14 protein-coding genes and 3 tRNA genes are annotated in these 14,623 nt (G+C 51.4%); 9 read left to right on the top strand and 8 right to left on the bottom strand.

Going from position 1 to position 14,623, the window contains the following annotated elements; all coding sequences use genetic code 11:
- Positions 1 to 31: 31 nt before the first annotated feature.
- The 5 genes from ilvC to KEM39_RS00710 form a co-directional block, all read right to left on the bottom strand.
- The gene (gene ilvC, locus KEM39_RS00730) at positions 32 to 1,045 is read right to left on the bottom strand and encodes a ketol-acid reductoisomerase (protein WP_002226185.1); all 1,014 of its coding nucleotides are present in this window, start codon (positions 1,043 to 1,045) and stop codon (positions 32 to 34) included.
- Between the two features lie 79 nt (positions 1,046 to 1,124).
- The gene (locus tag KEM39_RS00725) at positions 1,125 to 1,418 is read right to left on the bottom strand and encodes a putative quinol monooxygenase (RefSeq protein WP_025457748.1); all 294 of its coding nucleotides are present in this window, start codon (positions 1,416 to 1,418) and stop codon (positions 1,125 to 1,127) included.
- 66 nt (positions 1,419 to 1,484) lie between these two features.
- Positions 1,485 to 1,976: an acetolactate synthase small subunit gene (gene ilvN / locus KEM39_RS00720; RefSeq protein WP_002212817.1), complete on the bottom strand. Its 492-nt coding sequence runs from the start codon at positions 1,974 to 1,976 to the stop codon at positions 1,485 to 1,487.
- 10 nt (positions 1,977 to 1,986) lie between these two features.
- On the bottom strand, positions 1,987 to 3,714 hold the full coding sequence (ilvB, locus tag KEM39_RS00715) for a biosynthetic-type acetolactate synthase large subunit (protein ID WP_118997304.1): 1,728 nt from the start codon (positions 3,712 to 3,714) through the stop codon (positions 1,987 to 1,989).
- 724 nt (positions 3,715 to 4,438) lie between these two features.
- Positions 4,439 to 4,523 (bottom strand) — tRNA-Leu (locus tag KEM39_RS00710).
- Between the two features lie 431 nt (positions 4,524 to 4,954).
- Here KEM39_RS00710 and KEM39_RS00700 point away from each other — a divergent pair.
- The 9 genes from KEM39_RS00700 (at position 4,955) to KEM39_RS00660 (ending at position 13,072) form a co-directional block, all read left to right on the top strand.
- Positions 4,955 to 5,617 carry an SCO family protein gene (locus KEM39_RS00700; protein ID WP_118997305.1) on the top strand — a complete coding sequence of 221 codons (663 nt, stop codon included), beginning with the start codon at positions 4,955 to 4,957 and terminating at the stop codon, positions 5,615 to 5,617.
- A gap of 78 nt (positions 5,618 to 5,695) precedes the next feature.
- Positions 5,696 to 6,349: an ATP phosphoribosyltransferase gene (hisG, locus tag KEM39_RS00695; RefSeq protein WP_019742656.1), complete on the top strand. Its 654-nt coding sequence runs from the start codon at positions 5,696 to 5,698 to the stop codon at positions 6,347 to 6,349.
- 103 nt (positions 6,350 to 6,452) lie between these two features.
- Positions 6,453 to 7,352, top strand: a complete 900-nt coding sequence (locus tag KEM39_RS00690; RefSeq protein ID WP_118997306.1) for an LEM-3-like GIY-YIG domain-containing protein — start codon at positions 6,453 to 6,455, stop codon at positions 7,350 to 7,352.
- Entirely contained in the window at positions 7,349 to 8,638 is a 1,290-nt protein-coding gene (hisD, locus tag KEM39_RS00685; RefSeq protein ID WP_118997307.1) for a histidinol dehydrogenase, read from the top strand. Before KEM39_RS00690 ends, hisD begins: the two co-directional genes overlap by 4 nt.
- 45 nt (positions 8,639 to 8,683) lie before the next feature.
- Positions 8,684 to 9,781, top strand: coding sequence for a histidinol-phosphate transaminase (hisC, locus tag KEM39_RS00680; RefSeq protein ID WP_025457743.1), 1,098 nt, complete (start codon positions 8,684 to 8,686; stop codon positions 9,779 to 9,781).
- Complete coding sequence (hisB, locus tag KEM39_RS00675; protein WP_170314408.1) at positions 9,778 to 10,695, top strand: imidazoleglycerol-phosphate dehydratase HisB; 918 nt, start codon at positions 9,778 to 9,780, stop codon at positions 10,693 to 10,695. The genes hisC and hisB overlap by 4 nt, the downstream gene beginning before the upstream one ends.
- A gap of 73 nt (positions 10,696 to 10,768) precedes the next feature.
- Positions 10,769 to 11,638 carry an NAD(P)-dependent oxidoreductase gene (locus tag KEM39_RS00670; RefSeq protein WP_025457741.1) on the top strand — a complete coding sequence of 290 codons (870 nt, stop codon included), beginning with the start codon at positions 10,769 to 10,771 and terminating at the stop codon, positions 11,636 to 11,638.
- A gap of 154 nt (positions 11,639 to 11,792) precedes the next feature.
- Positions 11,793 to 12,194: a MarR family winged helix-turn-helix transcriptional regulator gene (locus KEM39_RS00665; protein ID WP_240002730.1), complete on the top strand. Its 402-nt coding sequence runs from the start codon at positions 11,793 to 11,795 to the stop codon at positions 12,192 to 12,194.
- An 11-nt stretch (positions 12,195 to 12,205) separates the two neighbouring features.
- Positions 12,206 to 13,072 (top strand): ABC transporter six-transmembrane domain-containing protein, encoded by an 867-nt coding sequence (locus KEM39_RS00660; protein WP_118997308.1) that lies wholly within the window; start codon positions 12,206 to 12,208, stop codon positions 13,070 to 13,072.
- 50 nt (positions 13,073 to 13,122) lie between these two features.
- Here KEM39_RS00660 and sohB read toward each other — a convergent pair whose 3' ends face one another.
- The 3 genes from sohB to KEM39_RS00645 form a co-directional block, all read right to left on the bottom strand.
- On the bottom strand, positions 13,123 to 14,175 hold the full coding sequence (sohB, locus tag KEM39_RS00655; RefSeq protein WP_118997325.1) for a protease SohB: 1,053 nt from the start codon (positions 14,173 to 14,175) through the stop codon (positions 13,123 to 13,125).
- Positions 14,176 to 14,278: 103 nt separating this feature from the next.
- Positions 14,279 to 14,368, bottom strand: a tRNA-Leu gene (locus KEM39_RS00650).
- A gap of 102 nt (positions 14,369 to 14,470) precedes the next feature.
- Positions 14,471 to 14,544: transfer RNA gene (locus tag KEM39_RS00645), tRNA-Cys, on the bottom strand.
- Between the last annotated feature and the right edge of the window lie 79 nt (positions 14,545 to 14,623).

Raw genomic sequence — 14,623 nt, 5'->3', positions numbered from 1 at the left:
ACGATGTGTAGGCAGTCCCGTTTGAAAACAATCAGTTTTTGTCTTGGTCAACCAATTTGTTGGCAGTAATCCAAGGCATCATGGCACGCAGTTGTGCACCGACTTTTTCAACTTGGTGGTCGGCATTCAGACGGCGGCGGGCAGTCATAGACGCATAGTTGACATTACCCTCTTGGATAAACATTTTTGCGTATTCGCCGGTTTGAATGCGTTTCAGGGCATTGCGCATGGCTTCTTTGCTGGAAGCATTGACCACTTCAGGGCCGGTAACGTATTCGCCGTACTCCGCATTGTTGGAAATGGAGTAGTTCATGTTGGCAATACCGCCTTCGAAAATCAGGTCAACGATCAGTTTCATTTCGTGCAGACATTCGAAGTAAGCCATTTCAGGCGCGTAACCGGCTTCGGTCAGGGTTTCAAAACCTGCTTTGATCAACTCGACCACGCCGCCGCACAATACGGCTTGCTCGCCGAACAGATCGGTTTCGGTTTCTTCGCGGAAAGTGGTTTCAATCACACCGCCTTTGGTGCCGCCGTTGGCAGCCGCATAAGACAGGGCAATATCTTTGGCCTTGCCGGAATTGTCTTGGTAAACGGCAATCAGAGAAGGCACGCCGCCGCCGCGTTTGTATTCACTGCGTACGGTATGACCCGGACCTTTGGGGGCAACCATAATCACGTCCAAGTCGGCACGCGGAACGATTTGGTTGTAGTGCACGTTGAAGCCGTGTGCAAATGCCAGCGTTGCGCCTTCTTTCAGATTGGCTGCAACTTCGGCGTGATAGACGGCAGGCATGGTTTCGTCAGGCAGCAGCAGCATAACGACATCGGCTTCTTTGGTCGCTTCAGCAACGGTTTTGACGACATGGCCGGCTGCTTCGGCTTTTTTCCAAGAAGAGCCTTGGCGCAGACCGATCACCACGTTTACACCCGAATCTTTCAGGTTGGCGGCATGGGCATGACCTTGCGAACCGTAACCGATGATGGCAACGGTTTTGCCTTTGATCAGGGACAGATCGGCATCTTTATCGTAATAGACTTGCATTTGATTTCCTTTAAGGTAAATGGTTGTCGAAGCCTTAAAATGTTGAGCGGCTTCGGACGGGTTAAACAGAGTGTGCCGCTTAAACGGCAACTTCATTCATCAATACGATTTCCAACGCTTCGGTTTTGCCGTCGACGGACTGGACGAAGGCTTGGAAATGCGCGCTGGCATTATGTTCGTCAATAGCTGCTTGGGATTTCCAATTTTCCACGAAAACAAAACGGTTCGGTTTGCTGATTTCCTGATGGAGATCGTAGCTGATGTTGCCCTCTTCTGCACGGCTGGCTTTGACCAGTTCTTTAAACTGTGCTGCCAGTGTTTCCGTGTATTCCGGTTTGACGGTAACCAGTGCGACAATTTTAATGTTCGACATAAATCTCTCCTGCCGTTCGTTTTTCAGACGACATTCAAATACCGTGCCGTCTGAAAGGTTACGGCGTTAAATTTTCAAAATACGCTCACCGCGACCGATGCCGGCCGCGCCTGTGCGTACGGTTTCCAAAATTTGGGCGCGTCCGACCGTTTCCAAAAAGGAATCCAGCTTGTCTGTCGAGCCGGTAATTTCAATCGTATAGCTGCGGTCGGTTACGTCGATGATGCTGCCCCGGTAGATTTCGGTCAAGCGTAAAAATTCGTCGCGGTCTTTGCCGGCGGCACGGACTTTTACCAACATCAGTTCGCGTTCGACAAAACGGCTTTCGTTCAAATCGACCACTTTAATCACTTCAATCAATTTATTGAGTTGCTTGGTGATTTGTTCGATAACCTGCTCGTCGCCGTGTGTAACGATGGTCATACGGGACAGGGTTTTGTCTTCGGTCGGCGCAACCGCCAAAGAATCGATATTGTAATCGCGTGCAGAGAACAAACCGACCACGCGGCTCATCGCACCTGATTCGTTTTCGATCAGAACAGATAAGATATGTCGCATTTGTCTCTCCTTACGCCTTTCCGTCCGCACGCATATGCGGCGGAAGTACCATTTCGTCCAAACCTTTGCCGTTGCCGACCATAGGCATCACATTCTGTTTCCGGTCAGTCAGGAAGTCGATAAACACCAGCCTGTCTTTTTGGTTCAATGCTTCCAACAAGGCACCCTCCACATCAGACTTCTTGTCCACGCGGATACCGATATGGCCGTATGCCTCGGCAAGTTTGACGAAATCGGGCAAAGAATCGAAATAGGTTTCCGACTCTCGACCGCCGTAATATATTTCCTGCCACTGGCGTACCATACCAAGATAACCGTTGTTCAGCGTAATGACGTTAACCGGAATCCGATATTGGAAACAGGTGGACAGCTCTTGGATGTTCATCTGGATCGAGCCGTCGCCGGTAATACAGAATACGTCTTGATCCGGGGCGGCAAGTTTTGCACCAATCGCATAAGGCAGACCCACGCCCATCGTACCCAAACCGCCGGAATTGAGCCATTGGCGCGGACGTTCGAAGGGATAATATTGAGCCGCAAACATTTGATGCTGCCCTACATCCGATGTGATGATTGCCGAATTGCCGGTAATCTCGGCAAGCTTCTGAATCACATATTGGGGCTTGATAATTTCGCTGCCGTTGTCAAACCACAAGCAATCGCGGGAACGCCATTCCTCTATGGTTTTCCACCATTTGCCCAAAGCATCTTCAGACGGCACGGACTCTTGTTTTTGCCACAGCGCAACCATCTCGGACAAAACGTTTTTCACGTCGCCGACAATCGGAATGTCCACCTTCACGCGTTTGGCGATGCTGGAAGGATCGACATCGATATGGATAACCTTCTTCGCCTTCTCGAAAAATTTGGACGGTACGGAAACCACACGATCGTCAAAACGCGCACCTACGGCAAGAACGACATCCGCATTCTGCATGGCAAGGTTTGCCTCGTAAGTACCGTGCATACCGAGCATACCGAGGAATTGGCGGTCGCTGGAAGGATAAGCACCCAAGCCCATCAGCGTACCCGTGCACGGAGCACCCGTCATTCGGACAAATCGGGTCAGCTCTTCAGAGGCATTGCCCAGCACCACGCCGCCGCCGAAATAGACGACCGGACGTTTGGCAGATGCCAGCATCTGCACGGCTTTTTTAATCTGCCCGATATGGCCTTGAACAACCGGCTGGTACGAACGGATAAAAATATCTTCCTGAGGATAGCTGAATTTCGCCATCGCCTGCGTAACATCTTTCGGGACATCAACCACCACGGGACCCGGTCGGCCGCTTGCGGCAATTTGGAACGCCTTTTTAATGGTTTCCGCCAACTCATTGATATCCGTAACTAGGAAATTGTGTTTGACACACGGACGGGTAATGCCCACCGTATCAACTTCTTGGAACGCATCCGTACCAATCAGGGAATTACCCACCTGTCCGCTGATGACCACCAACGGAATCGAATCCGTATAGGCAGTAGCTATACCCGTCAGTGCATTGGTAACGCCCGGGCCGGATGTAACCAATGCCACGCCCACCTTACCGCTGACGCGCGCATACGCATCTGCCGCGTGTACTGCCGCCTGCTCGTGACGGGTCAGAATGTGCTTGAATTTATTGAGTTGGAACAGGGCATCGTAGATTTCGATAACCGCGCCGCCGGGATAACCGAAAACGTACTCGACGCCTTCGGCTTTGAGACTTTGCACTATGATTTGTGCGCCTGATAACTGCATAACGACCTCTTTTATACGGTTTCAAACCAATAGGGACAAACCGCTTTGCCACAGCACCTGTAATGCAATTCCACCAAGCAGCGATTTAGGGTACGCGCATTGGAAGAACACGGCAACAGACGGATTATCCAATCAATTGGAAAGGAACACAGAGTTTGTGAAAAAGAATGGAAAAGATAACGCAAACCGCCCCTTCAATCAAGATAAAATCTTTCATCTTTTATTATTTGAAACAAGAAAATGGTTTGAAGGTTGATTTTAAAGAAATAAAAAACAGCTTTATCAGGCTTGATACGGATGGATTGTTGACAGTTTGAGCAAGTGCAAGGTTTTATGCAAATAGGAATGGCAAAACCCCTTGACCGAATCAGGTTTTTTAAATTTGACAGGATCTCTCTCGAAATAAATACATATCAGGATGATTTAAATATGTTTTATTTTTAGGAAAGTCGATAATACCGTAAAAATACCGTAAATCTCAGGTTAATTTAATTGGAACGGATAGACGGGATTAGATGGCACACAGACACTATAGTGAATTAAATTTAAACCAGTACAGCGTTGGCTCGCCTTGCCGTACTATTTGTACTGTCTGCGGCTCGCCGCCTTGTCCTGATTTAAATTTAATCCACTATAAAAGCAGCGGAAAGCCTTGTCTTTTTTGGCTTTGGTTTACAGCGTCAGACTGCGGCAGACAAAAAAATAACCGCTCTAAAAGCGATTGTGGTGCCCAGGGTCGGACTCGAACCGACACACCTTGCGGCGGGGGATTTTGAGTCCCCTGCGTCTACCAATTTCGCCACCTGGGCTGGTGAAGAAGTCGACATTATAATGGCTTTTAAAACCTTGTAAACCCTTTTTTGATTTTTCTTACCATTTTTTTATTTACCTATTGATTTTAAATTTAATTTAATCACACCGCGCCACAACCGGTCCGGCGGGAGGGAAATATAGTGGATTAAATTTAAATCAGGACAAGGCGACGAAGCCGCAGACAGTACAAATAGTACGGAACCGATTCACTTGGTGCTTCAGCACCTTAGAGAATCGTTCTCTTTGAGCTAAGGCGAGGCAACGCCGTACTGGTTTAAATTTAATCCACTATAATGCCGCGTCAATCCGGAAGCGCTGCCGCACTCCTTGCTTAAAAAAATATTACATTTAATCTGTCAAACGCGTTAAGATAAAACCATTCAAACTTTACTCAATATCAATCTTTTTATTTGTTTTGGAGACTGTTATGCGTTCCGTACCGCGTTCCTTTTTACTGGGCATTGTCGCACTTGCCGCGCTTGCCGCCTGCAAACCTCAAGAAAACAATGCGGTACAGGCTGCCGCATCCTCTGCATCCGCCGCCCCTGCATCTCCTGCCGAAAACCCGTCAAAACCGCAAACGCGCGGCACGGATATGCGTAAAGAGGACATCGGCGGCGACTTCACTTTGACCGACGGCGACGGCAAACCGTTCAGCCTGAGCGATTTGAAAGGCAAAGTGGTGATTTTGTCTTTCGGTTATACGCACTGTCCGGATGTCTGCCCCACCGAGCTGCTGACTTACAGCGACACGTTAAAACAACTTGGCGATCAGGCTAAAGATGTGAAAGTGGTGTTCGTCAGCATCGACCCTGAGCGCGATACGCCTGAAATCGTCGGCAAATACGCCAAACAATTCAATCCCGACTTTATCGGACTGACTGCCGCCGGCGATCAAAGCCTGCCGGTCATCAAGCAGCAATACCGCGTGGTTTCTGCCAAAGTCAATCAAAAAGAAGACGGCGAAAACTATTTGGTCGACCACTCTTCCGGTGCGTATCTCATCGACAAAAACGGTGAGGTTGCCATTTTCTCGCCTTACGGAAGCGAGCCGGAAACGATTGCCGCCGATGTGAGAACCCTGCTCTGATAAAACCGTATGCCGTCTGAACCGCCGATGCCTGTTCAGACGGCATTATTGTTTCAACCGACAAAGGACATCCACACCATGCAGGATAATGCTTTGACCATCGCCTTATCCAAAGGGCGCATTTTTGAGGAGACGCTGCCGCTGCTTGCCGCTGCCGGCATTGTTCCGACTGAAGAGCCCGAAAAATCGCGCAAGCTGATTATCGGGACGAACCATGAAAACATCCGCCTTGTCATTGTCCGCGCAACCGATGTTCCGACTTATGTCCGCTACGGTGCGGCGGACTTCGGCATTGCGGGCAAAGACGTGCTGATCGAACACGGCGGCACGGGGCTTTACCGGCCTTTGGATTTGGAGATTGCCAAGTGCCGTATGATGGTTGCTGTGCGTAAAGGGTTTGATTACGAAGCCGCTTCGCAACCCGGATGCCGTCTGAAGATTGCCACGAAGTATCCTGAAATCGCGGCATCTCATTTTGCCGGCAAGGGTGTCCATGTGGACATTATCAAACTGTACGGCTCGATGGAACTTGCGCCGCTGGTCGGCTTGAGCGATGCGATTGTGGACTTGGTTTCGACGGGCAACACCTTGAAGGCAAACGGCTTGGAGGCAGTCGAACACATCGTCGACATTTCCAGCTACCTGGTGGTCAACAAGGCTGCTTTGAAAACGAAATACGCGCTGCTGGAGCCGATTATTCAGGCGTTCGGCGGCGCAGTGAAGGCGAAGTGAGCATTCATTTGAATAAAGATGCGTTTTCAGACGACCCTATCCGTTCCCGCCGACAGGTCGTCTGAAAATATCATCGGCAGTAAACTGTATAGGAGAAGTTAAAATGGTTGCAAAAATAAAAAAATTCTCAGATTCAACCCTTTCCATTTTGAATAACGGCGAGCGTCGATTTTATGTCTATTGTCTGACCGACCTGAAAAAAGACAAAATCCTCTACATCGGCAAAGGCTGCGGTAATCGTATCTTCGAGCATGAATGGGTTGCTAGTCGTTCACAAGACCCAGTCTCGGGCGAAATTATCGATCGGAAACTCAAAGCCATTGCCAAATGCAAGAAACTCGGTCGCTATATCATCAGCTATCATCTGACTGAGGTCGAAGCGCTCGCCGCCGAATCTGCCTTAATTCATTTTGTTAAATCTGTCTTGGGTAAAAAACTCAAAAATAAAATTGCCGGGCATGGTCCGGGTGGTATTAGCGTAGAAGAACTAGATCGCCGCTTTGGATTCTCTTCTCTCCCACTTGATGAGATCAACTCCAACGAGCTAATTCTCGCCATCAAAATCCACAATGCTTTCGATTTAGATACTGACGAAGAATTAGACTACCTTTTCGACAACCAAGACGATGCCAACCTCAAATCGCGTACGTTGGGCAACTGGGTTATCGGTAAAGATGTTGCTTCAAAAGTGAAATACGTTATCGGCGTTCACACCGGTCTGCAAAACGCTGTTGTCAGTGCGTACGAAGTGGACGGTTTTGAAACAATGACTGAGGAAACCAAAAACGGCAGAAAACAAACCCGTTACCGTTTCCGTACTACCTCTCGTAGCGAAGAGGTATTAGCCAAACTCGGTCTGCAACAAAAATGCCTGCCCGAATTGAAGTTTGGTAGCGGGGGAGAAAAAGCGTATATCAGACCCAAAACAGTGACAGAAACTGAACAAGAGAATATTCAGACGACCCCCAATCCAAAAATAAAAAAGGAAAAAACCAAATCATGAAAAAACTCAACACCCAATCGCCCGATTTCCAAACCGGACTCAAAGCACTGCTGGCTTTTGAAACCGCGCAAAACCCTGAAACCGAACGCATCGTTGCCGACATTTGCGCCGACGTGCAAAAGCGCGGCGATGCGGCTTTGATTGAATACACCAACAAATTCGACCGGGCAAACGCTCAAAGCATCGATGATTTAATACTCACGCAAGCCGATTTGAAAGCCGCGTTCGAGCGCATTCCGAATGACGTTCAGACGGCATTGCGGATTGCCGCCCGCCGTGTCGAAAGCTACCACCAACGCCAAAAAATGGAATCGTGGAGCTACACCGACGAAGACGGCACGCTGTTGGGGCAACAGATTACCCCGCTTGACCGCGTCGGTATTTACGTCCCCGGCGGCAAGGCGGCATATCCGAGTTCCGTCATCATGAACGCGATGCCCGCCCACGTCGCAGGCGTGAAAGAAATCATTATGGTCGTACCGACACCGAAAGGCGAACGCAACGACATCGTGCTTGCCGCCGCATACATCGCCGGCGTAACCAAAGTCTTCACCGTCGGCGGCGCGCAAGCCATCGCCGCCCTCGCCTACGGCACGGAAACCATCCCCCAAGTCGATAAAATCACCGGTCCGGGCAACGCCTTCGTCGCCGCCGCCAAACGCCGCGTGTTCGGCGTGGTCGGCATCGACATGGTGGCGGGGCCGTCTGAAATCCTGGTCATCGCCGACGGCACGACACCTGCCGATTGGGTGGCGATGGATTTGTTCAGCCAGGCCGAACACGACGAAATTGCCCAAGCCATCCTCATCGGCACGTCGCAAACGTATCTCGACGAAGTAGAAGCCGCTATGGACAGGCTCATCGAAACTATGCCGCGCCGCGACATCATCGAAGCCTCGCTCGGCAACAGGGGCGCGATGATACTCGCCAAAGACTTGGACGAAGCCTGCGAAATCGCCAACTACATTTCCCCCGAACACTTGGAACTGTCAGTCGAAAACCCGCAGGAATGGGCGAAAAAAATCCGCCACGCCGGTGCGATTTTCATGGGACGCTACACCGGCGAAAGCCTCGGCGACTACTGCGCCGGCCCAAACCATGTGTTGCCCACCAGCCGAACCGCCCGCTTTTCCTCGCCTTTGGGGACATATGATTTCCAAAAACGCTCCAGCCTGATTCAGGTTTCGGAACAGGGCGCGCAAAAATTAGGCGAAACCGCCAGCGTGCTGGCACACGGCGAAAGCCTGACCGCCCACGCCCGCGCGGCAGAGTTCCGTATGAAATAATGCCGGAACGGCGTACAGGCATATTCCAACCATTAAGGAAACACGATGAAATCCGTCCGCTCCTTCATCCGCGACGACATCCTCGCCATGTCCGCATACAAAATCACCGATGTCCCGTCGGATTTTGCCAAACTCGATTCGATGGAAAGTCCCGTCCACCCTTTTGCCGGACATGAAACGCTGTTGCAGGAATGGCAGGCACGGCTTGCCGCCGCGCCCATCCATCTTTACCCCAATCCCTCCGGCAGCGGTTTACAGGAAGCATTGCGTTCGGCGTTCGACATTCCCGAGTCCGCCGACATCGCGCTGGGCAACGGCTCGGACGAGCTGATACAGTTCATCACGATGCTGACCGCCAAACCGGGCGCGGCAATGTTGGCAGCCGAACCCAGTTTCGTCATGTATCGCCACAACGCCGCGCTGTACGGCATGGATTATGTCGGCGTTCCACTGAACGGAGATTTCACCCTCAACCTGCCCACCGTCCTCGAAGCCGTCAGGAAGCACCGCCCTGCCCTGACCTTTATCGCCTACCCCAACAACCCCACCGGCGTATGTTTCACGCGTGCCGAAATCGAAGCCGTCATCGAAGCTTCAGACGGCATCGTCGTCATCGACGAAGCCTACGGCGCATTCAACGGCGACAGCTTCCTGCCGCAGGCAGGCAGCATTCCCAACCTCATCGTCATGCGTACCGTCAGCAAAATCGGTTTTGCCGGACTGCGTATCGGCTATGCGGCAGGCTGTCCCGAAGTCATCGGCGAACTGCAAAAAATCCTGCCGCCCTACAATATGAACCAACTGAGCCTGACCACCGCCAAACTCGCCCTGCAACACTACGGCATCATCTCTGCCAACATCGACAGCCTGAAAAACGAACGCGAACGGATGTTCGCCGAATTGGGCAAAATATGCCGTCTGAACGCCTTTCCAAGTCAGGCAAACTTCATTACCATACGCGTACCCGATGCCGATTTGTTGTTTGACACATTCAAACAAAACCGCATCCTCGTCAAAAAACTGCACGGCTCGCACCCGCTTTTGGAACACTGCCTGCGTATTACCGTAGGCAGCCCCGCACAAAACGATGCCGTTCTCAACGTCATCCGCCAACTTTACTGCCAACCAACGGATTTCCTATGAATTTGACTAAAACACAACGCCAACTGCACAACTTCCTGACCCTCGCCCAAGAAGCAGGTTCGCTGTCCAAGCTCGCCAAACTCTGCGGCTACCGCACCCCCGTCTCACTTTACAAACTCAAACAACGCCTTGAAAAGCAGGCAGAAGACCCCGACGCACGCGGCATCCGTCCCAGCCTGATGGCAAAACTCGAAAAACACACTGGCAAACCCAAAGGCTGGCTCGACAGAAAACACAGCGAACGCACTGTTCCCGAAACCGCCGTAGAAAGCACCGGAACTGCCGAAATCCAAATTGCCGAAACCGCATCTGCTGCCGGCTGCCGCGCCGTTACCGTCAACCGCAATACCTGCGAAACCCAAATTACCGTCTCCATCAACCTCGACGGCAGCGGCAAAAGCAGGCTGGATACCGGCGTACCCTTCCTCGAACACATGATCGACCAAATCGCCCGCCACGGCATGATCGACATCGACATCAGCTGCAAAGGCGACCTGCACATCGACGACCACCACACCGTCGAAGACATCGGCATCACACTCGGACAGGCACTCCGGCAGGCACTCGGCGACAAAAAAGGCATCCGCCGTTACGGACATTCCTACGTCCCGCTCGACGAAGCCCTCAGCCGCGTCGTCATCGACCTATCCGGCCGCCCCGGACTCGTGTACAACATCGAATTTACCCGCGCCCTGATTGGAAAATTCGATGTCGATTTGTTTGAAGAATTTTTCCACGGCATCGTCAACCACAGTATGATGACCCTGCACATCGACAACCTCAGCGGCAAAAACGCCCACCATCAGGCGGAAACCGTATTCAAAGCCTTCGGGCGCGCCCTGCGTATGGCAGTCGAACACGACCCGAGGATGGCGGGGCAAACCCCGTCCACCAAAGGCACGCTGACCGCATAATCCCCAAACAGGCCGTCTGAAGCGCAGGAAGCCTTCAGACGGCATCACAACACCCCAACAAAGGAGAAACACTATGTCCGCAGAAACATACGCACAAATCGGCTGGATAGGCTTGGGGCAAATGGGGCTACCTATGGTAACGCGGCTCTTGAACGGCGGCATCGAAGTCGGCGTATACAACCGCTCGCCCGACAAAACTGCCCCCATCTCCGCCAAAGGCGCAAAAATTTACGGCAGCACCGCCGAACTCGTCCGCGACTATCCCGTCATTTTCCTGATGGTTTCCGACTATGCCGCCGTGTGCGACATCCTGAACGGAGTCCGCGACGGATTGGCCGGCAAAATCATCGTCAACATGAGCACCATCTCACCAACCGAAAACCTTGCCGTCAAAGAACTTGTCGAATCTGCCGGCGGACAGTTTGCCGAAGCACCCGTTTCCGGATCGGTCGGACCCGCCACCAACGGCACGCTGCTGATCCTGTTCGGCGGCAGCGAAGCCGTTTTAAACCCGCTGCAGAAAGTGTTTTCCCTTGTCGGCAAAAAAACCTTCCACTTCGGCGAAGTGGGCAAAGGCTCGGGCGCGAAACTCGTTTTGAACTCGCTCTTAGGCATTTTCGGCGAAGCGTACAGCGAAGCGATGCTGATGGCGCGGCAGTTCGGCATCGATACCGACACCATCGTCGAAGCCATCGGCGGCTCGGCAATGGACTCGCCCATGTTCCAAACCAAAAAATCACTATGGGCAAACCGCGAGTTTCCTCCCGCCTTCGCCCTCAAACACGCCTCCAAAGACCTCAACCTCGCCGTCAAAGAGCTTGAACAGGCAGGCAACACCCTGCCCGCCGTCGAAACCGTTGCTGCCAGCTACCGCAAAGCAGTCGGAGCCGGCTACGGTGAACAGGACGTTTCCGGCGTTTACCTGAAACTGGCAGAACACTGACTTCCCTTTCCAAACAATATGCCGTCTGAAATATTTTCAGACGGCATTTTTATCGCCCCACGCTTGAGATTAGTCCCGATTATGACCATAATCCGCGCAAATTTAGTCAATATCGAGACCAATTATGAACCAACTCGACTAACTTGGAACCCGTATCAACCTGATTTGCAATGTCTTCGACAAATGGATCGGGCAGCAGGATCTGAATTACAACCTCTTTGCCGTACTTTATACCTTGGCAACCGAAGGCAGCCGCACGCAAAAGCATATCGGCGAAGAGTGGAGTCTGCCCAAACAGACCGTTTCAGGCGTATGCAAAACCCTTGCCGGACAAGGGTTGATTGAATGGCAGGAAGGCGAACAGGACCGGCGCGAACGGTTGCTGTCGCTGACCGAAAAAGGCAAAGCCCATGCCGCACCTTTAACAGAAAACGCGCAGGAATTCAGCAACAAAGTATTTGCCACATTCGGCGACAAGCGCACAACCCGGCTGTTTGCCGATTTAGATGCACTGGCGGAAGTGATGGAAAAAACAATCTCGGAAAATAAAAAATAGGGGGAACAAATATGTGGAAAATGTTGAAACACATAGCCCAAACCCACCTCAAGCGTCTGCTCGGCACGTTTTCTCTGGTCGGACTGGAAAACCTTTTGATGCTGGTGTATCCGGTGTTTGGCGGCCGGGAGATTAATGCCGTGATTGCGGGGAAGGTGTGGCAGGCGTTGCTGTACGCTTTGGTTGTATTTTTAATGTGGCTGGTCGGTGCGGCGCGGCGGATTGCCGATACGCGCACGTTTACGCGGATTTATACCGAAATCGCCGTGCCAGTTGTGTTGGAACAGCGGCAGCGGCAAGTCCCGCATTCAGCGGTAACTGCGCGGGTTGCCCTGTCGCGTGAGTTTGTCAGCTTTTTTGAAGAACACCTGCCGATTGCCGCGACATCCGTCGTATCCATATTCGGCGCGTGCATCATGCTGCTGATGCTGGAATTTTGGGTCGGCGTGTCAGCAGTGGGCATACTTGCGTTGTTTTTATGGCTTTTGCCACGTTTTGCCGCCATTAGCGAAAACCTGTATTTCCGCCTGAACAACAGCTTGGAACGCGACAACCACTTTATCCGAAAAGGCGACCAGCGGCAGCTGTACCGCTATTATGGACTGGTTGCGCGCCTGCGTGTGCTGATTTCCAACCGCGAAGCCTTCGGCTATCTCTGCGTCGGCGCAGCGATGGGTATTTTATTCGGCTTTGCTTTTGTGATGATGACACTCAAAGGCTACGGCAGCGCGGGGCATGTCTATTCGGTCAGCACTTATCTGTGGATGTTTGCCATGAGTTTGGACGACATGCCGCGATTGGTCGAACAATATTCCAATTTGAAAGACATCGGACAACGGATAGAGTGGTCGGAACGGAACATCAAAGCCGGAACTTGAAAAATGCCGTCTGAACACGCTTCAGACGGCATTTTCATCCGTTCGGCAAACTACATCACATCCGCCCGCCGGTTGACAAGTTTGGCAAACAAATTTTCAACAGAAGCTTCCGCCTGCAAACCAATGCGCTGGATCAGGCTTTGCTTCTCCTGATATTTCACTTCGATAACCTGTTTGTTTTCAAACGCTTTCAACAACAAATCATCACTAGTTGAAATCTCGTCAATCAAGTTCAACGCCAACGCCTGCCGACCGAACCAATGCTCGCCCGTCGCTATTTTTTCAATATCCAACCCGGGGCGGTTTTCACTGACAAACTGCTTGAACAACTGATGCGTTTCCTCCAGTTCCTGCCGGAATTTCTGTTTGCCCTTTTCCGTATTTTCACCCATAAAGGTAACCGTACGCTTAAATTCGCCCGCCGTCATCACATCCACATCGATATCATGTTTTTTCAACAGGCGGTGGATATTCGGCACTTCCGCCACCACGCCCACCGAACCGACAATCGCAAACGGAGCGGAAACAATTTTATCCGCCACACACGCCATCATATAGCCGCCGCTTGCCGCCACCTTATCGACAGCAACAGTCAACGGAATATTACGTTCGCGCAAACGCCTAAGCTGCGAAGCCGCCAAACCGTAACCGTGAACCACGCCGCCCGGACTTTCCAATCTGAGCAGAACTTCATCTTCAGGCTTAGCAATCAAAAGCACCGCCGTAATCTCATGACGCAAGGATTCTACGGCGTGTGCATACAAATCGCCGTCAAAATCCAACACAAAAAGGCGGGATTTTTGCGTTTCGGCAGATTTCTCCCCACCCTCCTTCAAACGCTTTTTCTCTGCTTTGGCTTCCGCCTTTTCCTTTTTCTTTTCTTCTTTTTCCTGATGTTTTGCCTCTTCCCCGCTTAAAAAGAATGCTTCAAACGATTGCCGCTGTTTTTTATAATTTTCCGAAAAATCCGTCAGTACGACACTGCCGTTTTCCGACTGTTTCTTACTCTGTACGATAGCCAACACAATCAGCGCAATTGCGCCGAACACGGTAAGCAGTTCGAGCAGGAAAATACCGTAATTCAGTAAAATTTCTTTCCACATTGATTGGATTTCCTCTTGTTCAGGCATGAACATGTCAATATTGTCCATCCCCGTCCGACAGATAAAAAAATAACCGCTTGGAGCGGTATTGTCATTTTCAGCTTGGTGCCCGGAGCCGGAATCGAACCGGCAAGGGATGTTTAGTCCCGACGGATTTTAAGTCCGTTGTGTCTACCTATTTCACCACCCGGGCATTTGTGAAAGGTGGAGGCGGGGGCGCGGATTTTAACCGGCCTATATGAAGATTGCACTCCTCATAGCATAAACACTCTGCCACCCCGCCGTAGTACGATAATGGAGGCGAGAGTCGGAATCGAACCGGCGTAGACGGATTTGCAATCCGCTGCATAACCACTTTGCTATCTCGCCCTAAAACTGGCTTATCTAAAAAACTTGGAGCGGGAAACGAGTCTCGAACTCGCGACCTCAACCTTGGCAAGGTTGCGCT

It is taken from the genome of Neisseria sp. Marseille-Q1983 (assembly GCF_018224585.1).
Taxonomy (GTDB): Bacteria; Pseudomonadota; Gammaproteobacteria; order Burkholderiales; family Neisseriaceae; genus Neisseria; species Neisseria polysaccharea.
The sequence above is the reverse complement of the archived record's forward strand: the minus strand, read 5'-3'. Positions and strand labels throughout refer to the sequence as shown.

Excerpts from the sequence above, each read along its gene's own strand:
- ilvC (WP_002226185.1), bottom strand. The coding sequence starts at position 1,045 with ATGCAAGTCTATTACGATAAAGATGCCGATCTGTCCCTGATCAAAGGC.
- KEM39_RS00725 (WP_025457748.1), bottom strand. The coding sequence starts at position 1,418 with ATGTCGAACATTAAAATTGTCGCACTGGTTACCGTCAAACCGGAATAC.
- ilvN (WP_002212817.1), bottom strand. The coding sequence starts at position 1,976 with ATGCGACATATCTTATCTGTTCTGATCGAAAACGAATCAGGTGCGATG.
- ilvB (WP_118997304.1), bottom strand. The coding sequence starts at position 3,714 with ATGCAGTTATCAGGCGCACAAATCATAGTGCAAAGTCTCAAAGCCGAA.
- KEM39_RS00700 (WP_118997305.1), top strand. The coding sequence starts at position 4,955 with ATGCGTTCCGTACCGCGTTCCTTTTTACTGGGCATTGTCGCACTTGCC.
- hisG (WP_019742656.1), top strand. The coding sequence starts at position 5,696 with ATGCAGGATAATGCTTTGACCATCGCCTTATCCAAAGGGCGCATTTTT.
- KEM39_RS00690 (WP_118997306.1), top strand. The coding sequence starts at position 6,453 with ATGGTTGCAAAAATAAAAAAATTCTCAGATTCAACCCTTTCCATTTTG.
- hisD (WP_118997307.1), top strand. The coding sequence starts at position 7,349 with ATGAAAAAACTCAACACCCAATCGCCCGATTTCCAAACCGGACTCAAA.
- hisC (WP_025457743.1), top strand. The coding sequence starts at position 8,684 with ATGAAATCCGTCCGCTCCTTCATCCGCGACGACATCCTCGCCATGTCC.
- hisB (WP_170314408.1), top strand. The coding sequence starts at position 9,778 with ATGAATTTGACTAAAACACAACGCCAACTGCACAACTTCCTGACCCTC.
- KEM39_RS00670 (WP_025457741.1), top strand. The coding sequence starts at position 10,769 with ATGTCCGCAGAAACATACGCACAAATCGGCTGGATAGGCTTGGGGCAA.
- KEM39_RS00660 (WP_118997308.1), top strand. The coding sequence starts at position 12,206 with ATGTGGAAAATGTTGAAACACATAGCCCAAACCCACCTCAAGCGTCTG.
- sohB (WP_118997325.1), bottom strand. The coding sequence starts at position 14,175 with ATGTGGAAAGAAATTTTACTGAATTACGGTATTTTCCTGCTCGAACTG.